The following is a 23,664-nucleotide window of genomic DNA, read 5'->3' as shown; positions in this document are numbered from 1 at the left end:
TGTAGGGTGCGGGGCTTGCCCCGCCCGTCGTTGAACGACTCAGATACAGGCCGTGCAACGACGGACTGGGGCAAGCCCCGCACCCTGCTTGTTTATATCCAAACCCTCCCCCAACATGCTTCCAACGAAAGCCTACGCCGCCCCGGCCGTTAATATTCCTCTAGAGCCCTTCAACTTCGAGCGCCGTGAAGTCGGCCCGCACGACGTACTCATTGATATTCAATTCTGTGGCGTGTGCCATTCCGACCTGCACCAGGTGCGCGACGAGTGGGGCGGCTCCATCTTCCCGATGGTGCCCGGCCACGAAATCGTGGGCCGCATCACCCAGGTGGGCGACCACGTGAAAAACTTCAAAGTGGGCGACCTGGCCGGCGTAGGCTGCATGGTAGACTCCTGCCGCACCTGCCCCAGCTGCCAGGAGGGCCTGGAGCAGTACTGCGAGACCACCGGCATGGTGGGCACCTACAACAGCCGTGAAATTGGCAGCGGCGCGCCCACCTACGGCGGCTACTCCAGCCAGATTGTGGTGGATGAAAAGTACACCCTCAAGGTATCGGAGAAGCTGGATTTGGCCCGCGTGGCCCCGCTGCTGTGCGCCGGCATCACCACCTACTCGCCCCTGCGGCAGTGGAAAGTGGGCCCCGGCCACCGCGTGGGCGTGATGGGCCTCGGCGGCCTGGGCCACATGGCCGTGAAGCTCGCCGTTGCAATGGGTGCCGAAGTAACCGTACTCAGCACCTCGCCTAACAAAGAAGCCGATGCCAAAGAGCTGGGGGCCCACAAATTTGTGGTGACCAAAGACGAGGCGCAGCTGAAATCGGTGCGCAACTACTTCGACTTCATCATCAACACCGTATCGGCCCAGCTCGACCTGGCCACCTACGTGAACCTGCTGCGCCGCGATGGCACCATGATTCTGCTGGGTGTGCCCACCGAGGCCCCGCACATCCACGCCTTCAACCTCATCAGCGCCCGCCGCCGCATCGCGGGCTCGCTCATCGGCGGCATTGCCGAGACGCAGGAAATGCTGGACTTCTGCGCCGAGCACAACATCATGTCCGATATCGAAGTCATTGATATCAAAGACATCAACGAGTCGTATGAGCGTATGCTGAAAGGCGACGTGAAGTACCGCTTCGTGATTGATTTGGCGACGCTGAATAACTAGCGGATTTTAACTGTCGATAAACAGAAAAGGCTCCTGCAATTAGCAGGAGCCTTTTCTGTTTTAAGTCTAACCCTCATCTACTGCTTCGTGAACACGTACGGGTCCTGCTCCAGCCCGTCGTTCACGCGGATTTCCAACGTCTTCACCTGCCCGTTTTCCACGGTGAAAGGGGCCGCGAAAATCCCGTAGGCCGCGTTGGAAAAGGTGCTGCGGAAGGTGTCGCCGTCCATATAATCCAGCGTGGTGGTGAGGGCGGGGTGGTGCGAGAAGCGCACGAGCAGCTGCTTGCCCTTGGGCTCCACCGTGATGGTGCCATAGACGGGGTGCTGGTAGGTGCCGGCGTAGACTTGCAGGTTGCGGGCGGGCTTGTTTTTCTTCGCCACACGGGCAGCCAGCTCGGCCACGGTCTTGGCGGTTTCGGCGTTGCCTTTGCTGGCGATGGCGTAGAGCTGGCGGCTGCGGTCCACGTAGGGCACGCCCAGGTAGGCGTCGAGCAGCTGGTAGCGCAGGGCCTCGAAGAAGCTTTGGTTGTCCTGATTGGTGAGCACGGCGAGGCCCAGGTTTTCCTCGGGCACGAAGCATACGTTGGTCACGAATCCATTGGCCCCGCCCGTGTGCCAGAATATCTGGCGGGCGTTGTAGTCGGCTGAGAACACGCCCAGACCGTAGGTGCGGAAATGGCTGGGGAAGATGGGCGACTTGCTGGCGCTCACCAGCGTATTGCCCTCGCGGGTGCGGCGCAGCGTGGCCCAGGGCAGCACGCGCTGGCCGTTGTACTTGCCGCTATCGAGCTGGAAGCGCAGCCAGTGGCCGAGGTCATTCACGTTGGAAACCAGGCTGGCGGCCGGGCCGAAATTATCCACCTCATCAAACGGCACCCGCGTGAGTGGCCCGAAGGCCGTGGTATAGGGCAGCGCCACGTTGGCCCGCTGGCCGGCTCCGGCCGAGAGGGGATACGTGTTATTCATGCCCAGCGGGGTGAGCAGGCGCTGCTGTACGAAGTCCTGCCAAGTGGTGCCGCCCGTGGCGACGGGGATGATTTCGCCCGCCGTGAGGAAGCCGTAGTTGCTGTAGCCGTACTGCTGCCGAAACAGGCCCGTGGGCTTCAGATAGCGCACTTTTTGCAGGATTTCGGCCCGGCTCAGGTTGGAATCCCAGAAAGTGAAATCGCCCTGGAAGGTTTTGGTGCCCATGTGGTGGCCCAGCACGTCGCGGATGGTGACCAGCCGCGTGCTGGTGGAATCGTAGAGGCGGAAATCGGGCAGGTACTTCCGCACCGGGTCGTCTAGCTTCAGCTTGTTCTCCTCCACCAATTGTGAAATGGCGGTGCCGGTGAAGAGCTTGGAATTGGAGGCGATGAGGAAAAGCGTGTTGCCGTCCACCGGCTCGGGCTTGCCCACGGCCTTCACCCCAAAGCCCTGTGACACCACTACCTGCCCGTCCTTCACCACCGTCACGGCCAGGCCGGGGATGTTCCAGAGTTTGAGGCCGCGCTGCACGTAGCTGGCTAGGCTGTCGCGCACAAAGGCATTGCCGGCGGCGGATTTGGGGTTGGCCGTTTGGGCGTGGGCGGGAGAAACAAAGGCGGCGGCCGAAGCCAGCGCGGCCACAAGAGCAGGAAGGCGCATAGAATGAGGTTGAAAGCAAAAAGAAAGCCGGCCGAAACGGCCCCGGAGGCAGTTTGGCCGGCCCAAAACTAAGGCGCAAACGGGTGGGGCGGCAGCAACCTATTCCACCACCAGACGCTGCCAGCGCTGGCCCGCCGCTAGCGGAATGCCCAGCACGTACACGCCCGGGGCCAGCCCGGCCACCGAAACGCCGCCCGCCGCCTGTGCGGCCGGCCAGCGCCGCACCACGCGGCCCTGCAAATCGAGCAGGGTGAGGGGGCCGGTAGCCGGAGTGGGCAGCCGCAGCTGCAGCTGGTCGTGGGTCGGATTGGGGAAGGCATCTACCGGCGCAAGGGCGGCCGCGCCGCGCACGGCCAGGGCCGTGTTCACCACGCGGGCCAAGCCGAAGCGCGGCTGCCCGCCCACGCTGGTAAAGTCGCCGGCGAGCAGCAGGGCGTTGGTGCCGGGTTGCAGGTACACGCGCGCCGCCGCTTGGCGGTACGACTCGTTGGCCACCAGCAGCGGCTGAAAGCCGGCATCGAGGCTGCCGGTGGGGGTGAGGCGCAGCAGGCGCTGGCTTTGCACCGTGGCCCCGGGGGCAATGGCCACCAGCTTGCCATCGGGCTGCTCCACGGCATTGGTGGCGGGGCTGGCGGCCACAAAGGTGGCATCGGGCGCGCCGCTGGCCAGCAGGCGCACCACGCCGTAGGGGGCGGCCTGCCCATTGAAGGTGGTGAAGCTGCCCATTACCAGCAGCTTGCCGCTGGCCAGGGGCAGCACCGTAAACAGGGCGTTGGTCCCCCCGCCCGTACCAATGGAAAACGTGTTATCAATGCTGCCGTCGGCGTTGAGGCGGGTCAGGTAGCTGCGGACGGCATCGTTCCAGTGCACTAGGGTCTGGTTATTGGCCAAGCCGTACACGTTGCGGATGCCATTGGGAGTGCCCGTACCCACATTTGGCACCTGCCACACGGCGTTGGTGGGTGGGGCGAAGGTGGTGTTGAGGGTGCCATCGGCGTTGAGGCGGGCCAGGTAGCGGCGCGGCTGGCCATTCACCCGCCCGAAGCCGCCGCGCACCAGCACCTGCCCGCCCGGCGTGGGCGTGAAGCTGACCCCGGCGCAGCAGAACGGGTAGGGGTAGGCGGTGCCAAACTGCAGCTCGACCGCCGCGTAGGCCGGGTCGAAGGTGCCGTTGGCCAGGATGCGGCGCACCAGGGTGGTAGTGTCGGTGTTCTGGTAGGTGGCGAAGTAGGTGCCGTCGGGCTGCGGCACCACGTCGTTGTAGTACGTACGGTTGTTGGCCAGCGCCAGCGGAGCCGGCAGCACCGGCTGCGAATTATACGTGCTGTTGGCGTTGAGCAGAATAAAGCGGGGCGCGGTGCCGGTCGGATACCCCACTGCCTGCCCCCCGGCCGTGGTGAACGGCCCATTGACCAGCAGCTGCCCGCTGTTGAGGGGCGTAAGCTGCGCGTTTACCACAAAGTAGAGCTGGGCCGCGTAGCTGGCATCGAGCAGGCCGGTGCTGCTGAGGCGCACCAGCCCGGTGGCCGGTTGTCCATCGAACTCCGAAAAGCCCCCTCCGGCCAGATACTGGCCGTTATTTAGCTCCACCAGGGCCGGGATGTAGCCATAGGTCCCGCCGCCCGTGGCAAAGGCGGGGTCCACGGCACCGGTGCTGCTCAGCCGGACCAGGCCGCCGCGGGGGCTGCCCCCAAACGCGGTGAAGATGCCCCCGACCAGCAGGCTGCCATCGGCCCGCACCCCCACGCTGGCCACGTAGCCGTTGCCGTCCACGTTGCTGGTGAAGGCCGGGTCGGGCGCGCCGCTGGGCAGTAAGCGTATCAGGTCGGTGGCCGTGGAGCTATTGCCCGTGAGGTTGGAGCCGCCCAGCACCAGCTTGCCGTCGGGCTGGCGCGCTAAATCGCCCAGATAGCCGTTGGAGGTGGTGGCGGGGGCCAGCGAAGCAAACGACCCATCGACACTACCCGAAGGCAGGAGCCGGACCAGCAGCGGCCGGGCCTGCCCGTTGAAGGTGCTGAACTGCCCGCCCGCGAGAATTGCCCCGTCGGGCTGCACCAGCAGCTTCTTAATAAAGCCGCCGCCGCTGCCCAACGCCACGCCCGTCCCGATGTTGAAGCTGGCATCGGGCAGGCCGCTGGGCAGCAGCCGAACAAGCCCTTTGATGGGCTGGCCGTTGAAGGTGCTGGAGGAAGCCCCGCCCACCAGAATCTTCCCATCGGCCTGCACGGCGATGGACCCGATAAAGCCGGCTTCCCACAGCGTGCCGCCCGCGCCGAAAGTGGCATCGCGGCTGCCATCGGGGTTGAGACGCACCAGGCTTTGGGCCGGCTGGCCGTTGAAATAGCTCAGGCCCTGCTCGGCCCCCAGCAGAATCTTGCCGTCGGCTTGCAGGGCGATGGCCGAAATGGCCCCATCGGGGCCGCTGCCCACTTGGGCGCGGAAGGCCAAGTCGGGCGTGCCGTCGGCATTGAGGCGCACCACCCGGGCCGTGGCCTGCCCGTTCAGCAAATGAAAGTCGCCGCTGAGAATGACCTTACCATCGGGCTGCTTCACGGCGGCCTCGATGGAGCCGCCGAAGGAAGTCAGGCCCGCTGCGAAGCCGGCATCGAGCGTTTGGGCCTGCGCCGATGTTGCCCGGCCACCCAGCAGCCCGATAATTACCAATAAAGAGTAGAGAAAGCGCATAAGCAGCGAACCGGGAAAAAAAGGAAAGGAATGGGAGCCCCCGGCCGCCAAAAGATTTGACCGCTAGAAACCCTCGTAAAGCTAAGTAGCCGCCAGATTACACCACGCGGCGCATGGGCACGGGCGTAGCATCGGCATACACGATATGCTCGTCGCGCACAGGCTCTTCGCCCCGGAATTTTTGCAGGATGCGGGCCGTGGTGATGATGTCCTTCTGGCAATAGTGCGCGATGCGGGGCAGGTCGTTTTCCTCCCAATACACCCGCGCCACGTCGGCCCCGGTGATATCGTCTTTTGGGGTAGGAATGCCAAACAGGGCGGCCAATAGGTTGAGGGAAGTGTAGGACTTGCGGTCGCCGAACTTCCACAGCTCCATGGTATCGTGGTGGGGGATTTCCCAGGGCTTTTTGCCGGCCATGTCCAGCTGCGGGGGGAGGGGCAGGCCATTCACAAGCAGGCGGCGGCCGAGGTAGGGGAAGTCGAATTCCTTGCCGTTGTGGGCGCAGAGCAGGAACTTCGGTTTGTTGGCCAGCAGCCCGGCGAAGTCGCGCAGCAGATGCTTCTCGTCGTGGTCGGCGTAGCTTTTCACGCGGAAGCGCACGATTTCTTCCTCTTTATCAAATACGAAATACCCCACCGACACGCACACCACCTTTCCAAACTCTGCATAAATCCCAGCCTGCTCAAACAGGCTGGCGGCCGTGAGGTGCTCGGGGAAGGGCTCGGCGGCCTGGGGGCGGCCGGTGTAGCCCTGCTGGCGGCGCAGGCTCTCGCTCTTGTGCTCCCACAGCTGCCGCAGCATCTCGTCGAGGCTGTCGTGGCAATCCACGCAGGGCACGGTTTCGATGTCGATGACGAAAAGCTGGTCGAGTGGGGTGCGGTGGAGGTGCTGCATGAGAAGGGTAGAAGCAAGCTGGCGGGGGCGGCGGCCGCGCCACCCGTGTATCTCAAAGCTACAGCAAGAGAGGCCCTGCATCCAAAGCGTAAAGCGGTTTCTAATTCAGAGCGATGTAGGAGCGGGGTCGTACCCGGTAGGGCTGGCCCCCGCCCGCCGTTGAACGGAATCGTTGAGATAGGGCAAGCGTCCGGGCGGGGGCCAGCCCCGCCCCTACATTGTGCTGGCTTCGGAATTGCCCTACTCCACCACCAGGCGGGCGGCGCGGGTGCCGGCACGCACCACGTACACCCCGGCGGGCAGGCCGGCCACGTCGAGGGCCGGGGCGGCGGGGCGTACCAGCTGGCCCAGGCTGTTATACACCAGCAGCAGGGACCCGGCCGGCGCGCCCAGCACCTGAACCGGGCCGCCGTGGGCGGGGTTGGGCACCAGCACCAGCGTGGCCGGCGCATCGGCGGCGGGCACGAACTGCACGGGCGAGTGCGTCACCGTGCCGTTGGCGTCGGTCTGGGCCAGGCGGTAGTAGGCGGCGGTGGGGGCATCGGCATCGGCGAAGGTGTAGGCGTGGGGGGCCGTGCTGCTGCCCGCCCCGGCCACGAAGCCCCGGCGGACAAAGGCCCGGCCGTCGGCCGATTTCTCCACCACAAAGCCGGCGTTGTTCTTCTCCGAGGCGGTGGCCCAGGCCAAGGCCACGGCAGTGGGGCCGGTGCGGCGGGCGCTGAAGCTGACCAGTTCCACGGGCAGAGGCTGTAGGGAGCGTAGCGGGTTCAGCCTGTCAAAGCGGCTGGCGCTGGTGGTGGTGCCGTCGCCGAGCTGGCCGCTGGGGTTCTGGCCGGTGCTGGCGAAGTTGTAGCCCGAGGGGGTGCGAATCAGCGAGAAGGAGGCTGCTGGGCCCGGGGCCAGGGTGGTCCAGCCGGTGCCCAGGGTGGCTTCCTGGGTGGGGGTGTTGCGGTTGGTGGTGCTGCCATCGCCAAGCTGGCCTTCGGCGTTGCGGCCCCAGGCGTAGGCCGTGCCATCGGCCCGCAGGCCTATGCTGTGGGCCGCGCCGGCGGCCAGCTGGGTGTAGTGGTCGGTGGCCGTGCCCACCAGCATGGGCATGCCGTGGTCGGTGGTGCTGCCGTCGCCGAGCTGGCCGCTGCCGTTGTCGCCCCAGGCGTAGGCCGTGCCGTCGGCTTTCAGGCCCAGGCTGTGGTACTGGCCCGCCACCAGTTGGGTATATGTGCCGCTTCCGCTCACCAGCGTGGGCATAGTGCGGTCGGCGGTGGTGTCGTCGCCGAGCTGGCCGGAACCATTGTAGCCCCAGGCGGTAGCCGTACCGTCGGCCATCAGGCCCAGGCTGTGGAAGGAGCCGGCGGCCAGGTGGGTGAAGCGGTCGGTGGCGGCCCCCACCGGGGTAGGCACGCTGCGATTGGTGGTGCTGCCGTCGCCGAGCTGACCGAAGCTGTTCTGGCCCCAGGCGTAGGCCGTGCCATCGGCTCGCCGGCCCAGGCTGTGTAGGGCACCGGCGGCCAGCTGGGTGTAGCGGTCGGTGGCCGTGCCCACCAGTATGGGCACGCTGCGATTGGTGGTGCTGCCGTCGCCGAGCTGGCCGTTGCGGTTGTCGCCCCAGGCGTAGGCCGTGCCGTCGGCTTTCAGGCCCAGGCTGTGGTACTGGCCGGCGGCCACCTGCACCCAGTCCTTATCGGTGCCCACCTGCATGGGGCTGTTACGGTTGGTGTCGGGGCCCGCCGTGCCGATGCCCAGCTGCCCATAGGTGTTGTCGCCCCAGGCCCACAGCGTGCCATCGGCCCGCACGGCCAGGCCGAAGGCACCGCCCGCGGCCGTGCTGCGCGTGGGCAGGGCCGTGCCCGTGGCGGTGGGCGTGTTGCGTTGCGTGGTGTTGCCACACCCAAGCTCGCCGCTGCCGTTGTAGCCCCAGGCATAGGCGGTGCCATCGGCCTTCAGGCCCAGGCTGTGGTACTGGCCGGCCGCCAGCTGCGTGTACAGGCCACCCCCGATTACCGGGGTGGGCACCCGGCGCTGAGTAGTGGTGCCGTCGCCGAGCGCCCCGCCGGCGTTGTGGCCCCAGGCGGTGGCGGTGCCGTCGGCCCGTAACCCGAGGCTGTAGTTAGCGCCCGCTGCCACTTGCGTGTACAGGTCGGCCCCGCTCACGGGCGTGGGCAACAGGCGGTTAGTGGTGGTGCCGTCGCCGAGCTCGCCGGTGGCGTTGCGACCCCAGGCATAGGCGGTGCCATCTGCCCGCAGGGCCAGGGTATGAGAGGTGCCCGCCGCCAACTGAGTGTACAGGCCGCCCCCGCTTACCGGATTGGGCACCAAATGGTTAGTAGTGGTGCCGTCGCCCAGCGCGCCGTCGCCGTTGTAGCCCCAGGCGGTGGCGGTGCCGTCGGCTTTCAGGCCCAGACTATGGTAGGTACCGGCGGCTAATTGGGTGTAGGCATCGCCCCCGCTCACTGGAGTGGGCACCAGGCGGGTGGTGGTGGTGCCGTCGCCCAGCGCGCCGTCGCCGTTGTAGCCCCAGGCGGTGGCGGTGCCGTCGGCTTTCAGGCCTAGGCTGTGGTAGGTGCCCGCCACCAGCTGGGTGTAGCTGCCGCCCCCGCTTATGGGCGTGGGCACCAGGCGCTGGGTGGTGGTGCCGTCGCCGAGCTGGCCGTAGGTGTTCACGCCCCAGGCGTAGGCGTTGCCGTTGGCCTTCAGGCCCAGGCTGTGGTTGGTGCCCACTGCCACCTGCACCCAGTCCGTATCGCTACCCACCTGCACCCAGACGGTGCTGCTGGTGGTGGTGCCCGTGCCAAGCTGGCCATTGGTGTTGCGGCCGGTGGCCCAGAGGCTGCCATCGGCGTGAATGCTGAGCGAGTAGCTGCTGCCCGCCGCGATGGTGCCGCGCAGCGCCTGCGCCCCGGCCCGGCCCGGAGCCAGCAGCAAAAGAATAAGCATGAAAAGCCCGGCCGCGGCCATACCTCCAGTGGTGCGAAAGAAGTGCTTCACGTAGTCAATTGAATTATCTGCCGGCAACGCGCGGGCTTGGCACCGGTAAAGTTACGACCCGGCGGCTGACTAAACCTCTTATAGGCCATAATCATACACGCCGTGGCCTCACTGGCTTATGCGTCTTGCATCGGGTTGTAAAATTGTAAACATATCAAGAATGGCTTATCCGCGGCAGCAGCTGTCACGCTCATCCAGTAGCTGGCCACCACCCGTCCCAAATCCCGTATTGGCACGTCCCAACTTAGGATATGAAGCGCGGCCCCCCCGCCCCCGGCCGGACCTTTGAGCCCAATTCCTGCCCGCCCTCCGGCCTTGCGCCGGGCGGGGCGCTTCCCCAACAAATAATATGGGCCTCTGTAACGTTTGGGTCCCGGGCCCGATACTCCCCCGGACTTCACACCAATTTAATACCGCCCGCAGGCAACCCCGGCCCCGGCCGGGCCATCTGTTAGGGCGTACTTCTTCCCTTTCCCCCCTGCACCGATGAAACTATCTACGCATTGCTTTGCGGCGGGCCTGCTGTGCCTGCTCCTGACCGGGGCCGTCCGGCCCGCCGCCGCCCAGGCTCCGGCCCCCGCCCCGGCGCTGCCCGCCGGCACCGGCTCCCTCACCGGCACCGTCCTCGACTCGCTGAAGAAGGAGCCCGTGCCCTATGCCACCGTGGTGCTGCTGCCGGCCACCGGCGACAAGCCCATCACCGGCGTGGCCGCCGATGATGCCGGCCGGTTCTCGCTCAGCAAGCTCACGCCCGGCCCGTTCCGGCTGCGGGTGAGCTACGTGGGCTTCGGCACCCAGACGCGGGCCGTGACCGTCACGGCCGGGGCCACCGACGCGGGCACCTTTCGCCTGCCCACGGCCGGCACCGCGCTGGATGAGGCCGTGATTATCGGCCAGAAGCCGGTGGTGGAAATCCGCCCCGACCGCATGGTGTACAACGCCGACCAGGACGCCACCAATGCCGGCGGCACCGCCGCCGACGTGCTGCGCAAAGCCCCCCTGCTGGCCGTGGACGGCGACGGCAACGTGAAAATGCGCGGCTCCAGCAACTTTAAAGTGCTGGTGAACAACAAGCCCTCGCCCACGCTGGCCAGCAACCTGGCCGAAGCCCTCAAGGGCATCCCTGCCGAGCAGATTAAGTCGGTGGAAATCATCACCACGCCTCCCGCCAAATACGACGGCGAAGGCACCGCCGGCATCATCAACATCGTGCTGAAGAAAGGCGTGGAGCAGGGCCTGAACGGCCGCGTGGGCACCTCCCTCGGCAGCCGCAACTCGGGTGTGAATGGCTCACTCAACTTCAAAACCAAGAAGCTGGGCTTCACTTCCTCGGGCGGCACGGGCGGCTGGTACGGCCCCAATAAGTCGGAGCGGGTGCGCTTCGGCAAGTTGGACAAATCGACCCTGACCCAGGAGGGCGTGGGCAACTACAGCGGGCAGTGGCTGTACGGCTCAATGGGCCTGGACTATGATTTGAGTGAGCACCAGAGCCTGTCGCTGGCCGCCTCGGTGAACCACTACGCCGGCCATGACTATAACAACATGCTCAACGACTACGTGTCGCCCGCCCAGCCGCAGACCAACCAGCTGTTCACCCGCGCCACCAACAGCGTGTTCAGCGGCCTCAACGGCGAGCTGACCGGCACCTACACCAAAACCTACGCCCTGCCCCGCAAGGAGTGGAGCGTGCTGGGCCAGTACGCCCGCAACGACGGCACCTTCGGCTACGATTTCGACCAATACCAGAACTCCACCACCAACCTGGAGGTGGGCAGTGCCAGCTACCGCGAGCGCAGCCGGGGCCGCACGCCGGGCTCGGAAGTGACCCTGCAAACCGACCTCACCCAGCCCTTCGGCGAGAAGCAAACGCTGGAAACGGGCCTCAAATCCATCTGGCGCAGCACCGGCTCGGTGGCCAACGTCGATGGCCTGACCCGGGGCGTAACCGAAGACTTTGTGCGCCTGCCCGGCCGCTCCACCGATTTCAGCTACGACCAGAACGTGCAGTCGGCCTACGCCACCTACACCAACAAGCTGACCAAGAAGCTGACCCTGAGCCTGGGCAGCCGCCTGGAGCGCACCGGCCTCGCGGCCGATTTCCGCACCAACGACACCAGCTTCGTGCGCAGCTACCTCACGCTGCTGCCCAATGGAAACGCGCAGTATTCCTTCAGCGACAACAACAGCGTGCGCGCCGCCTACTCGCGCCGCATCACCCGGCCCTACATCGACTACCTCAACCCCTTCAGGGACCGCTCCGACCCGAAGAACCTGGTGTACGGCAACCCCAACCTCAACCCCGAGCTGACCGATTCCTACGAGCTGAGCTTCAACACCAACGGCAAGGCCGGCTCGCTCAACATCGCGGCCTCTATGCGCCGCACGGGCAACGCCATCGAGTCTATCCGCCTCGGGCCCGATGCCAATGGCGTAACCCAGCAGACCTACGCCAACGTGGCTGCCAATGCCTATTACCAGCTGAACTTCTACGGCTCGGCCAAGCCGGCCAAGGGCTGGGACATCAGCGGCGGGCCCGATATTCAGTACATCGTGCGCCGCAGCCCTTCGCTGGGTATCGAGCGGCGCGGCTTCACGGCCGGCCTCAACCTGAACTCTTCCTACAAGCTCCCGAAAAACTTCACTCTGCAAGGCTTCGTGTTCGCCTCGCTGCCCTCGCCCGACTTGCAGGGCCGCGGCTCCGGCAACCTCTACTACCAGATGGGGGCCAAGAAAACCTTCCTCAAGGACAAGGCCGATGTGGTGCTCAACCTCGCCGCGCCCTTCAACGACTACTGGCTCTACCGCAACACCACCGACACGCCCACCTTCACCGAAACCAACCGCAACTACGCCTACCAACGCTCGTTCCGCCTCAGCTTCAACTACCGCTTCGGCCAGGCCCAGCAAACCAAGCAGCGCAAGTCCATCTCGAACGACGACGTGAAGGGCGGCGGGAGTAAGCAAGGCGGGCAGTAGGAGGGGGAATCAGGCCGGAAGTCCGGAAAAAAAGAACGTCATGCTGAGCGTAGCCGAAGCATCTCTACCGCAATAGCAATCCAATCGAAAGGATTAGTGGCACGGTAGAGATGCTTCGGCTACGCTCAGCATGACGTTCTTTTTCCATTTCATCGGTCTGGTACCGCTTATCCAGGCAACCCCGGCCCCCCGCCGCGCATCTCTCGGCCATACCCGCTGTAATGCCGCCCGCCGCTCCGGCGATTCAGTGGCGCACAGTACCTTCCGGCTCACCTCTTTCACTTTCTGCAAAAAAAAGTATGGCCCTCACCATTACCAATCTCTCCAAAACCTACCCCAACGGCACGCAGGCCCTCAAAAACGTCAGCCTCAACATCCCCAACGGCATGTTCGGCCTCCTCGGCCCCAACGGCGCGGGCAAGTCCAGCCTGATGCGCACCATCGCCACGCTGCAGGATGCCGACACCGGCAGCATCATGCTCGATGACATCGACGTGCTGCGCGACAAAGAGGCCGTGCGCCGCGTACTGGGCTATTTGCCCCAGGAGTTTGGCGTGTACCCCAGCGTGAGCGCCGAGGAGCTGCTCGACCATTTCGCCACCCTCAAAGGCATTGCCAACGGCCGCGAGCGCAAGGAAATGGTGGCCGCCCTGCTGCACCAAACCAACCTCTACGACGTGCGCAAGAAGCACGTGGGCGGCTACTCCGGCGGCATGAAGCAGCGTTTCGGCATCGCCCAGGCCCTGCTCGGCAACCCCCGCCTCATCATCGTGGACGAGCCCACCGCCGGCCTCGACCCCGCCGAGCGCAACCGCTTCCACAACCTGCTCTCGGAGATTGGCGAAAACCTGGTGGTCATCCTCAGCACCCACATCGTGAGCGACGTGGCCGACCTGTGCCGCCACATGGCCATCATCAACAAGGGCGAAGTCCTCCTCACCGGCGACCCGGTATCGGTGATGAGCAACCTGAAAGGCCGCATCTGGCGCAAGCTCATCGAAAAGGCCGAACTGCCCGCGCTGCAAGCCAGCCAGCAGGTCATCAGCTCCCGCCTGTTCGCGGGCAAGACCGTGGTGCACGTCCTGGCCGATGGCGCGCCGGATAGCGGCTTTGAAGCGGTGAATCCGGATTTGGAGGACGTGTATTTCTCGGAAATCCAGAACTACGAAGTAAGGAGCAAGGCCGGGGCGGTAATGGCCTGACAGGCCGTTGTCATGCTGACGAAGGAAGCATCTTATCACGGCTGCTTTCGTCAGACTTACGCCCTTCCCGGGCATTACCTAACCCGCGCAGCGCGGACGTGATAAGGTCCTTCGCTGCGCTCAGGATGACAGACGACTATGTTCCTAGCAATACTTCTTTTCGAGCTTAAATACCGGCTCAAACGCCCCGCCACCTGGATTTACTTCTTCCTGCTGTTCCTCATGGCGTTTCTGCTGGTGACGGCGGCCGGCGGCGGCTTCGGCACGGGCGTGCACGTTTCCTTGGGAGGCGATGGGCAAGCGGTGAAAATTAACGCCCCATTCTCGCTCAACATCATCACCACGATTCTGAGCGTGTTCGGCATTATCATCGCCTCCTCGCTGATGGGCAACCCCGTTTACCGCGACTTCGAGTACCGCACGCATTCGCTGTTCTACACCACGCCCATCAGCAAGTTCGGTTATCTGGGCGGGCGTTTCCTGGGCTCTTACCTGATTGCGGCGCTGGTATTCAGCGGCGTCGCGCTGGGCGCGGCGGTGGCGGGCCTCATGCCCTGGGTGCAGGCCGACCGGTTTCTGGCCGTGGCTCCGATGGGTACCTACCTGTGGCCCTACCTCGTGATGGTGCTGCCCAACCTGCTGTTTTCGGGGGCTATTTTCTTCACCGGGGCCACGCTCTCGCGCAATATCCTAAGCACCTACATTGGCTCGGTGCTGCTGCTGGTGGTGTACCTGGTGGCCACAGCCTACCTGCAGGACCTCAAGAATGAGCACTTGGTAGCCGCGCTGGATGCCTTCGGCATCTCGGCCATCGAATTCACAACCCGCTACTGGACCTCGGCTGAAAAGAACACCCTGCTGCTGCCCCTCTCCAGCTACGTGCTGCTGAACCGGGCCGTGTGGCTGGCCGTTGGGCTGGGGCTGCTGGCGCTGTGCTACGCCCGGTTCCGGTTCTCGGTCTTCGCCTCAGAGAAGCCCGAGAAAAAGAGCCGCCGCGTGGCTGCTGCCGATGCCGACGTAGCCCCCGCCGCCCAGCCCGGCGGCCTGCTGCTACCGCGCGTGGCCCAGGTCTTTTCCGGTGCTATGAGCCGGCGCCAGTGGTGGAGCCTGACCAAGCTGGAATTCCGGGGCATTGTGCGCAGCCGCTACTTTCTGGCCATTGCCGGGGCGGGCGTCATCCTGCTGCTGGCCACGTCGGCGCAGGTGGGCCGCACCTTCGATACCGCCACCTACCCCGTCACCTACGAGATGCTGGAGGCCATCACCGGCTCCTTCTTTCTGTTCTTTCTGGCCATCATCATCTTCTACAGCGGCGAGCTGGTGTGGCGCGAGCGCGAGGCCGGCGTGGCCCAGATTACCGATGCCGTGCCCGTGCCCAGCTGGGTGCCGCTGCTGAGCAAGCTCACCGCCCTGGGCCTGGTGCAGGTGGTGCTGCTGGCCGTCATCATGGTGTGCGGTCTGGTTATTCAGACGTTCCGGGGCTATTTCCACTACGAAATCGGCCTCTACCTGCAGGCGCTGTTCCTGTACCAGCTGCCGTTCCTGCTGCTGCTGTGCGTGCTGAGCATGGTGACGCAGGTGGTGGTGAACAACAAGTACCTGGGCTTCGCGGTGATGGTGGTTTACTACGTAGCCAACCTTTTCCGCAGCCAGATTGGTCTGGGCCACCGGCTGCTGGGCTTTGGCGGCGGCGGCTCGCCGGGGCCGTACTCGGATATGAACGGCTACGGGCACTTCCTGCCGGCCTTCTGGTGGACCAAGCTGCTGTGGGCCGGCGTGGCCGTGCTGCTGGTGCTGCTGGCCAGCCTGCTCTGGACACGCGGCACCGACGCCACCGGCCGCCTGCGCGAAGCCCGCCGCCGCTGGAGCCCCGGCAGCAGCGCCGCCCTGGCCCTAGGCCTGCTTATGAGCCTGGGCGCAGGCTACTACATCTTCTACAACACCAACGTGTTGAACAAATACCTGACGCCCAAAGAAGGCGAAAAGCGCCAGGTGGCCTACGAAAAGCAGTACCGCCGCCTCAAGGACGTGGCCCAGCCCCGCATCACGGCCGTGGATATGAACACGGAGATTTTCCCCGGCACCCGCGCCGTGCGGTTTCGGGGCCAGTTCACGTTGGTAAACAAGCACGCCCGCGCCCTCGATACCGTTATCGTAAGCATTCCCGTGGAGCAGAATCCCCGCGTGCTGGCCCTGAGCCTGGGCAAATCCGGCCAGGCCACCCTGGCCCTGAACGACACCACTTACGGCGTGCGCCTCTACCGCCTGGCCCAGCCGCTGGCCCCCGGCGATTCGCTGGCCCTGAACATGGACATTCGCTACCAGGAGCGCGGCTTCCCCAACTCGGGTTCCAATACCGACATCGTGTACAACGGCACCTTCATCAGCAGCAACTACCTGCCGGGCCTAGGCTACCGCGAAGATGCCGAGCTGAGCGGCGACCAGGACCGCAAAAACTACGGCCTGAAACCCAAGCCCCGCATGGCCCCCGTGAACGACCTGAAGGCCCGCCAAAACACCTACATCAGCGCCGATGCCGACTGGATTCGCTTCCGCACCACCGTCAGCACCGAGGCCGACCAGACCGCCATTGCCCCCGGCTACCTGCAAAAAGAGTGGGTGAAAGACGGCCGCCGCTACTTCACCTACGTGATGGACCGGCCCATGCTCAACTTCTACACCTTCCTCTCGGCGCGCTACAAAGAGTATAAGAGCCAGTGGGTTGATACGGCCGGGCACCGCACCATTCCCATCACCATCTACTACCAGCCGGGCCACGAGTACAACCTCCAGCGCATGGCCGAAGGCGCGAAGGATGCCTTGGCGTATTGCTCCAAAAACTTCTCGCCCTACCAGCACCGCCAGCTGCGCATCCTGGAGTTTCCGCGCTACCAGTCATTCGCCCAGAGCTTTGCCAACACGGTGCCTTTCTCCGAAGCCATCGGCTTCATTGCCAAGGTGAACGACAAAGACCCCGAAGACCTGAACTACCCGTACTACGTGACGGCCCACGAGGTGGGCCACCAGTGGTGGGCCCATCAGGTCATCGGCGGCAACGTGCAGGGCAGCACGCTGATGGCCGAGGCCATGGCCGAATATTCGGCCCTGATGGTGCTGCGGGCGCACAACGGCCCGGCCACCATGCAGCGCTTCCTCAAGTTCGACATGAACCGCTACCTCTCCGGCCGCGCCTTCGAGCGGAAGAAGGAAGTGCCCTTGGCGCTGGTCGAAAACCAGCAGTACATCCACTACGCCAAGGGCTCGGTGGTGATGTACGGCCTGCAGGACTACCTGGGCGAGGCCACCCTAAACGCCGCCCTGAAGCAGTACGTGGCCGCCGTGGCCTACCAGCAGCCGCCCTACACCAACTCCACCGAGTTCATCGGCTACCTGCGCCGCGCCGCCCCCGATTCGCTCCAGTCCTACCTAACCGACCAGCTTGAGCGCATCACCATCTTCGACAACCGCGTGACCGCCGCCACCAGTAAAAAGCTGCCCGACGGCCGCTACCAGGTCGATTTCACCGTGAAGTCGGCCAAGTTCTACGCCGACAGCCTGGGCACCCAGAAGCCCGCCGACCAAACCCGCGATGCCCTGCCCGTGGCCATTTTCCCCGAGCCCGGCCCCGATAAAAAGCCCGCAGCCCCGCTGCTGCTCCAGAAGCGCCGCCTGCGCACCGGCGACAACCAGCTGCGCTTCGTGGTGAGCAAAAAGCCCGCCTCCGTCGCCGTCGACCCCTACCACCTGATAATGGACCGTCAGCTCGACGACAACACCAAAGACCTGTAGGCCCTGAAACCGAAGGGTACAAAAAAATCCCCGGCCGCGCTGGCCGGGGATTTTTTTGTGCGTTTGGATTGCCTCTTGGTGCTTATTGGCGCGCCAGGCGCAGGTCGTGCTTTACCTGCTTGTGAGCCGTTTTGAGGTAGCGCTTGAGCTGCTGCTTGCGCGATACCACGATAACGTGGGCGTTGGTCAGGCTCACCGTCGATTCGTTGGCGGCGGCATTGAGGGTCATCGTTTCATCGGCGTAGCCGGCGTAGGTTACCGTAGCTTGCAGCGCCCCGGCGTTGGCCGGTACTTCAAACTCGAACTCGCCGTCGGCATTGGTCACGGCCATCTGCTTGGTGGCCGTGAGGATGACCACCGCGCCGGGCAGCGGGCCGGCCGGGTTGGTGATTTTGCCGATGAGTGTCATTTTCTCCGGCTTTGTATCGCCGTCATTAGTAGCCGCCGTCATGGCATAAGCCGTGCTGGCAAGCGGCTGATGGGCCTGCGCCGTAAGTGAGGCGAGGCTGATAACACAAGTAGCAACGGTGGCGGCGAGTACAGAGAGGAGGCGCATTGGAGTAAGTAATTTCGGATGATTTTGAATGATACAAATGTCGTATTGCATTAATGGGGTAGAAGCTGGCCTCGTTCAACCACGCCAAACTCCCAGCGAATGACTGGATTTGCCAAATCAGTGGATTCGCGGGCCGCTGAAAACCGAAGAAGCCCTGGCTTCAAAGGCCAGGGCTTCTTCAAAAAGCGGAATGCAGAACAAAAGGTATGGTAAACAGTAAGTGCCGTAAATCAGCTGGAAAAGACTTAGTTGGTGTCCGGCGCGGTGTCACGCAGCAGGTATACCGAGCCCAGCGCCTGCACGGCAGCCAGCCGCACCACTTCTTCGCGTAGGCCGCCGAAGCCGCAGGTCAGCTCCACTTCTTTCACGTTGGTGGGCACGCGCAGCTCAAATTCGCCTTCCGAGTTGGTGACCACAATGGTGCGGGTGCCGTGTAGCCACACTGTGGCCCCGGGCAATACCCCTTTCCGGCCCTGCACCACGCCGTGGATGACTTTGGTTGTGGCGGGGTTAGCGCTTTCCTCAGGGTCGGTGCTGGTGGTTTCTTCCGGCTTGCCCCCGGGTTGGGTGTACGCATATTGCGCCTGGCTGGGCATGGCGGCCAGCAAAAGGCCAATGGCAACAACGGTGGAGGCGAGGCCGGATTTCATAGCGTATTGCACTAATGACATTTTTTATTGGAGGATACAAACGTACAATAAAATCACCGCATGTTGCAAGTGTTTGTAATAATAAATTCACTTTTATTATTGGATAAGCGCAATTAAGTTTCGATGTACCCATCAGGAATCAATAAAAAAAGCCTCCGCACTTGCGTGCAGAGGCTTTTGAGGAAGAAGCAGATACCCTGGGCATTGCCACGGCGGGCTTAGGCCACGTTGCGCCCCTGCTCTTCCTGCCGGAAAACGAAGTAGGAATAGCCGTAGCAAAACACCGCCGTGAGCACCAGCAGCCCCACCAGCACCAGGTGCATCTGCTGCGCGGGCACCACCAGCGCCAGGCCCGCAATCAGCATTCCCGTCAGGCAAAAAAGCATGCCGCCCACGCGGTGCGTGCGTGCCCACACGGTGGGGCTCTCCAGCGTCCAGGGCGTGCGGATGCCCACGAAGTAGTTGGGCTGCACGGTGGTGAGGTAGTTGCCCATAAAGGCCAGAAACAGGCCCACTAGCACCAGCAGGCCCCCGCCCGAAGTACCAGGGTGCAACGCCATGTACAGCCCGTAGCCGGCCAGCCCGCCCAGCATGGCCACCACGGCCAGGCGCAGCTTCTGGAAGTTTACGCTGTTGCTGTCGAGGCGGCGCTTGGGGTCCAGGTAGGGCAGGACGCTGAAAAACAGGGCTATGCCCAGCGGCAAACCCAGCGTGAGGAGCCACATGTGGTCGCGGCTGGTGTAGCCGTTAGCCTGCCCGCTGCCGTCGAAGTGCGTGGGCACCTGGGCGGGCAGCTGCGGCCACACATAAAGCAGGTACAGCGACGGAGCCAGCACGGCCACGAGCGTGAGCAATTGCCACAGGAGCAGATTCTTTTTCATGAGTACCGCAAAAAAGGAAGTGGAAAAATTAGGATTTGAACTGATAAAGCCAGCCCAGCAGCTCGTCAAATACCGTCATGTTGAGGGTGTAGACCACAAACTGACCCTGCTTCTGACTGGTGACGAGGTCGGCCTGGCGCAGCAGGTCGAGGTGGTGGCTGATGGTGGGGGCCGAGAACTGGAACTGCTCGGCAATGGCCCCGGCGGTGGCCGGCCCGCCCCGCAGCCGCTCCAGGATGGCGCGCCGCGTGGGGTCGTTCAGGGCTTTGAAGAGAGCATTCATACTAGGTGTTTCAATGATTAGGCAAATGTCTAAATAAAATTGGAATAAAAAAGCGCGGCCCCTCTGAAAGGGGCCGCGCTGCTAAAATAATTTCGGCAGGCCCGGCTGCTAGGCCGGTTGCTGCGCCGTGGCTTCGGCGGTCGTTTCGGGGCGGCGGCCCCAAGCGGCACAGCGGCTTTGCATCTGCTGGCGAAATTTTTCGCGGGCTTCGGGGCTGAGGTGCTCCATGCGGCCAGCCATGCGCAGCTTCCACTCGCGGCGCTTGCGGGCCCAGCCGCCCGGCCGCCCACCCCGGAAGCCGCCAAACAGGATGCGGCTCAGCAGGAGCAGGCCGTAGGTTTGGCCCAGCGTGATGGTGGGCAGACGGAACAAGGATGGCATCAGCCAGTTCCAGAGGGCCTGCGTGGCAAACCCGGCAACGGCAATGAAAAGCGCCGCGAAGAAAAAGAAACGGAGGCCGCGGAGCAGCCAGAATTTACGGTCCATGATTGGTGAGATAGTGAACTGGTGAGGTGGTGAGCAGGCGAATGAGAATTTGAGCGGCCAACAGATATTGGCAAAACGTCAAATTCACTAGTTCACCACATCACCATTTCACCGTTAGTCGGTGAATAATTCAGTGTAGAGCTTTTGCAGGCGCTTGCGCAGGTGCAGCACGGCGTAGTGCTTGCGCGAAATGAGGGTTTTGAGCGGTACGCCGGTTTCCTCTTCCATTTCGCGGAAGGTTTTGTCTTCCAGCTCGTGCCACACAAATACTTCGCGCTGGGCGGCCGGCAACTCGGCCAGGGCTTCGCTGAGGGCTTCCATGAGGGTTTCGCGCAGCAGGCGGTTTTCGGGCGAGTCGTCGGGGGCGGGCAGCAGGTCGGCCAGCAGCAAGCCTTCACCGTCGTCACTGGCTTCGGCCGCGCCAAAGGCCGCTTCCAGGCTCACCGGCCGCTTACGGCGGTAGAGGTCGGTGATGCGGTTGCGGGCCACCCGGAAGAGCCAGGCCGCCGCCTGTTCCACGGGCTTGAGCAGCCGGTAGCTTTCCACGAGCTCAGCGAAGACGTCCTGTAGGAGGTCTTCGGCCTCGGCTTCGTCGGGGATGCGCCGCCGGATGAACTGCAGGAGCCGGGGGCGCTGCTGGCGCACGGCTTCGGCAATCTGGCGGTCTTGCTGCGAAGCCGTCATCGGCAGGAGGGGAGAGGGGAGCGAAAGTGCCATGGTTGTCATTCTGAATAAACAGACGATGACCCGGTGAAATTACTTTAAGGTTTTTCGATTTGCGCAACAAAATCAGCGGCCGAGCCTGCGCAGCGGATATGCCGGTCGGCGACGGCGGGCAACGTGCGGGACCAGCCGGCATACGCATTAGGCAGGAGGCGAATCACTCTGTTAAAATTCACATTTCATTCATTGCTAATCCTGATACCTGCCAAACTATTGGATGGGGGGCAGTACCTTTGAATAGAACAATATTACTGATTAATAACCCTTTCATAATTTCCCCCATTTTCACCTTTTACCATGAATTATTCCTACTTTAAGCAATTGTTGGCCTGCTTCGTCGGGTGGCTGTGCTTGGGGCCGGCATTGGCATCCGCAGCACCTTTCACGCCGGGCAACATTGTGGTGACGCGCGTAGGCGATGGAACGGCCGCCCTGACCACGGCGGCCACGGCAGTGTACCTGGATGAATACACGCCGGCCGGCGTACTGGTGCAGTCGGTGGCCCTGCCCACGGCCGTAACCGGCAACAACCGCATTCTCACCGCCAGCGGCAACGCCACGTCGGAGCTGGTGCTGTCCCGGACCGGCAATGGCCGCAGCCTGCTGCTGGCCGGCTACGGCACTGCTCCCGGCACCACCGGCGTGGCGGCTTCCACGGCCGCCGACGTGGCCCGCGTGGTGGGGGTGGTGAGCCCCGATGGCACCGTGGACACGAGCACCAGCCTGGGCAATGCTTTCAGCGCCTCCAACGTGCGGGCCGTGGCCTCGGCAGATGGCACGAACCTGTATGTGGTGGGCGGCAACTCGGGCGTGCAATACGTCACCTTCGGCGGCTTCAACCCTACGCAGCTGAACACGGCACCCACCAACCTGCGCGGCGTGAGCGTGGCCGGGGGCAACCTGTATATCTCGGCGGCTTCGAGCCCCTACATCGGCCTGAGCACGGTGGGCACGGGCCTGCCCACGGCGGCGGGGCAAACCGTGGCGGTGCTGCCGGGCTTCCCGGCCACCACGGCCGGCTCCAGCCCCTACGGCTTCTATTTTGCCGACCTGAGCACGACCGTGCCGGGTGTGGACGTAGTGTATGTGGCTGATGACCGAAGCGTTACCGGCGGTGGTATTCAGAAATGGAGCTTGGTGGCGGGCACTTGGACGCTGAACGGCATCATTGCCGGGTCGGCCACGGCCACGGTGCGCGGCCTCGATGGCAACACCAGCGGCACCACGGTGTCGTTGATAGCCACCAGCGCCACCGGCCTGTACCTGCTCTCCGACACTACCGGCTACAACGTGGCCCCTACGCTGACCAGCATTCCGGCTCCGGTGGCCACGGCCGCTACCAACACCGCTTTTCGCGGCATTGCCTTTGCGCCGGTGGCACCGGCCCCGGTTATTGCCAGCTTCAGCCCCACCAGTGGGCCGGTAGGTACCACGATTACCGTCACGGGTTCCAACCTGACCGGCACCACGGCCCTCACCCTGAACGGGGTAGCGGTAACGGGCTTCACGGTGGTGAACGCGACGACAATCACCTTTGCCGTGCCTACGGGCGCGACCAGCGGCCCGATTGCCGTGACCACGCCAGGCGGCACGGCCACCAGCACGGGCACCTTCACGGTGACTGTGCCCAACCCCACGCCGGCCATCACCAGCCTTTCGCCGGCTTCGGTGGCGCAGGGCTCCGGTCCTTTCACCCTTACCATCATCGGCACGGGTTTCCTGCCGACTTCGACCGTGACCTTCAGCGGAACGTCACTGCCAGCCACCTACATTTCGGCCACGCAGTTGTCCATTAGCCTGCCTACTGGCGCGGTAGTAGGAACCTATCCGGTTATTGTCACCAACCCGGCCCAGGGCGGAGGGGCATCGGCTCCGTTTAACTTCATTGTGACTCCGGCTGCCACCATCACGGCGTTATTGCCGAATACGACGGTGGCCGGTAGCGCTGCCTTCACCCTGACCGTAACGGGTACCAATTTTGTGTCGGGCTCGGTAGTGAGTTTCAACGGCATCGTGCTGACCACGACGTTTGTATCGGCTACTCAGCTGACGGCTACGGTGCCCGCCAGCTCCGTTGCTACGGTTGGCACCTTCAACGTAACGGTGACTAACCCTGCCAACAGTATTTCGGCCGCGGCTACGTTCACCGTGACCGTGCCCGCGCCTACCATCACGAGCTTCACGCCCACCACGGGCGGCCCCGGTACGTTGGTAACCATCACGGGCACCAACTTTACGGGTGCTACGGCCGTGCGTATTGGCTCGTTCAACGTGCCCAACTTCACGGTGGTGAATGCTACCACCATTACCGCAGCGCTGCCTACCGGCACGGGCAGCGTTAATGGCCTGATTATGGTGACCACGCCGGGCGGCACGGCCACCAGCGCCACGTCGTTCAACCTGGTGTCGGCCACGTTGGCCAGCCAGGCCCTGCCCGGCCTGAGCGTGTTCCCCAACCCCGCCACCGACAACCTGACCGTGGCGCTGCCCTCGGCCGCTCCGGCCACCGTGGCCCTCCGCGACCTGACGGGCCGCCTGGTGCTGGCCCCGGCCCCCCTCGGCGCCGACAAGCGTCTGGCGCTGCCGGCCGCCCTGGCCAGCGGTGTGTATTTCCTCGAAGTGCAGCAGGAAGGCCTGACGGCCGTGCGGCGCATCGAGAAGCGCTAAGCCGCTGCCGGGCGGCCGCCCCAAACCGGCCGCTTGCTTAAAAAAAGAGCCCCACCGGATTTTTCCGGTGGGGCTCTTTTTTGTGTGAAC

The 23,664-nt window shown here is 64.1% G+C and carries 15 protein-coding genes and 1 pseudogene; 6 read left to right on the top strand and 10 right to left on the bottom strand.

Features of this window, described 5'->3' with window-relative positions; translation table 11 throughout:
- The first annotated feature begins 115 nt into the window (after positions 1–115).
- Positions 116–1,168 (top strand): NAD(P)-dependent alcohol dehydrogenase, encoded by a 1,053-nt coding sequence (locus ACYU70_RS10340; protein WP_342295960.1) that lies wholly within the window; start codon positions 116–118, stop codon positions 1,166–1,168.
- 77 nt (positions 1,169–1,245) lie between these two features.
- Here ACYU70_RS10340 and ACYU70_RS10335 read toward each other — a convergent pair whose 3' ends face one another.
- The 4 genes from ACYU70_RS10335 to ACYU70_RS10320 all read right to left on the bottom strand — a co-directional run bounded on the left by ACYU70_RS10335 (position 1,246) and on the right by ACYU70_RS10320 (position 9,310).
- A complete protein-coding gene (locus tag ACYU70_RS10335) occupies positions 1,246–2,796 on the bottom strand; it encodes a serine hydrolase (RefSeq protein ID WP_342295961.1) in 1,551 nt (516 codons plus the stop codon).
- Between the two features lie 99 nt (positions 2,797–2,895).
- On the bottom strand, positions 2,896–5,481 hold the full coding sequence (locus tag ACYU70_RS10330) for a T9SS type A sorting domain-containing protein (RefSeq protein WP_342295962.1): 2,586 nt from the start codon (positions 5,479–5,481) through the stop codon (positions 2,896–2,898).
- A gap of 97 nt (positions 5,482–5,578) precedes the next feature.
- Positions 5,579–6,376, bottom strand: a complete 798-nt coding sequence (locus ACYU70_RS10325; RefSeq protein WP_342295963.1) for a 3'-5' exonuclease — start codon at positions 6,374–6,376, stop codon at positions 5,579–5,581.
- Between the two features lie 240 nt (positions 6,377–6,616).
- Positions 6,617–9,310 carry an RCC1 domain-containing protein gene (locus ACYU70_RS10320; protein ID WP_342295964.1) on the bottom strand — a complete coding sequence of 898 codons (2,694 nt, stop codon included), beginning with the start codon at positions 9,308–9,310 and terminating at the stop codon, positions 6,617–6,619.
- Between the two features lie 537 nt (positions 9,311–9,847).
- On the opposite strand from ACYU70_RS10320, the pseudogene ACYU70_RS10315 reads away from it, so the two are divergent.
- The 4 genes and pseudogenes from ACYU70_RS10315 to ACYU70_RS10300 all read left to right on the top strand — a co-directional run.
- Positions 9,848–10,546, top strand: a pseudogene (locus ACYU70_RS10315) (carboxypeptidase-like regulatory domain-containing protein); the annotation flags it as partial.
- A gap of 270 nt (positions 10,547–10,816) precedes the next feature.
- A complete protein-coding gene (locus ACYU70_RS10310) occupies positions 10,817–12,337 on the top strand; it encodes an outer membrane beta-barrel family protein (protein ID WP_460615988.1) in 1,521 nt (506 codons plus the stop codon).
- Positions 12,338–12,636: 299 nt separating this feature from the next.
- A complete protein-coding gene (locus ACYU70_RS10305; protein ID WP_342295966.1) occupies positions 12,637–13,539 on the top strand; it encodes an ABC transporter ATP-binding protein in 903 nt (300 codons plus the stop codon).
- 138 nt (positions 13,540–13,677) lie between these two features.
- Positions 13,678–17,328, top strand: a complete 3,651-nt coding sequence (locus tag ACYU70_RS10300) for an ABC transporter permease/M1 family aminopeptidase (RefSeq protein WP_342295967.1) — start codon at positions 13,678–13,680, stop codon at positions 17,326–17,328.
- A gap of 82 nt (positions 17,329–17,410) precedes the next feature.
- On the opposite strand, the gene ACYU70_RS10295 is transcribed toward ACYU70_RS10300, so the two are convergent.
- From ACYU70_RS10295 to ACYU70_RS10270, 6 genes are all read right to left on the bottom strand, one after another.
- Positions 17,411–17,884: a carboxypeptidase regulatory-like domain-containing protein gene (locus tag ACYU70_RS10295; RefSeq protein WP_342295968.1), complete on the bottom strand. Its 474-nt coding sequence runs from the start codon at positions 17,882–17,884 to the stop codon at positions 17,411–17,413.
- Between the two features lie 245 nt (positions 17,885–18,129).
- Positions 18,130–18,534: a peptidase associated/transthyretin-like domain-containing protein gene (locus tag ACYU70_RS10290; protein ID WP_342295969.1), complete on the bottom strand. Its 405-nt coding sequence runs from the start codon at positions 18,532–18,534 to the stop codon at positions 18,130–18,132.
- A 218-nt stretch (positions 18,535–18,752) separates the two neighbouring features.
- Positions 18,753–19,415 (bottom strand): SdpI family protein, encoded by a 663-nt coding sequence (locus tag ACYU70_RS10285; RefSeq protein WP_342295970.1) that lies wholly within the window; start codon positions 19,413–19,415, stop codon positions 18,753–18,755.
- A 28-nt stretch (positions 19,416–19,443) separates the two neighbouring features.
- Complete coding sequence (locus tag ACYU70_RS10280) at positions 19,444–19,698, bottom strand: autorepressor SdpR family transcription factor (protein ID WP_342295971.1); 255 nt, start codon at positions 19,696–19,698, stop codon at positions 19,444–19,446.
- A gap of 108 nt (positions 19,699–19,806) precedes the next feature.
- Positions 19,807–20,184: a hypothetical protein gene (locus tag ACYU70_RS10275; protein ID WP_342295972.1), complete on the bottom strand. Its 378-nt coding sequence runs from the start codon at positions 20,182–20,184 to the stop codon at positions 19,807–19,809.
- Between the two features lie 114 nt (positions 20,185–20,298).
- Positions 20,299–20,868 carry an RNA polymerase sigma factor gene (locus tag ACYU70_RS10270; protein WP_460615984.1) on the bottom strand — a complete coding sequence of 190 codons (570 nt, stop codon included), beginning with the start codon at positions 20,866–20,868 and terminating at the stop codon, positions 20,299–20,301.
- A gap of 336 nt (positions 20,869–21,204) precedes the next feature.
- Between ACYU70_RS10270 and ACYU70_RS10265 the strand changes: the two genes are divergently transcribed.
- Positions 21,205–23,574, top strand: coding sequence for an IPT/TIG domain-containing protein (locus ACYU70_RS10265; RefSeq protein ID WP_342295974.1), 2,370 nt, complete (start codon positions 21,205–21,207; stop codon positions 23,572–23,574).
- Positions 23,575–23,664: the final 90 nt, after the last annotated feature.

The sequence above is a fragment of the Hymenobacter segetis genome (assembly GCF_054776495.1).
The sequence above is the reverse complement of the archived record's forward strand: the minus strand, read 5'-3'. Positions and strand labels throughout refer to the sequence as shown.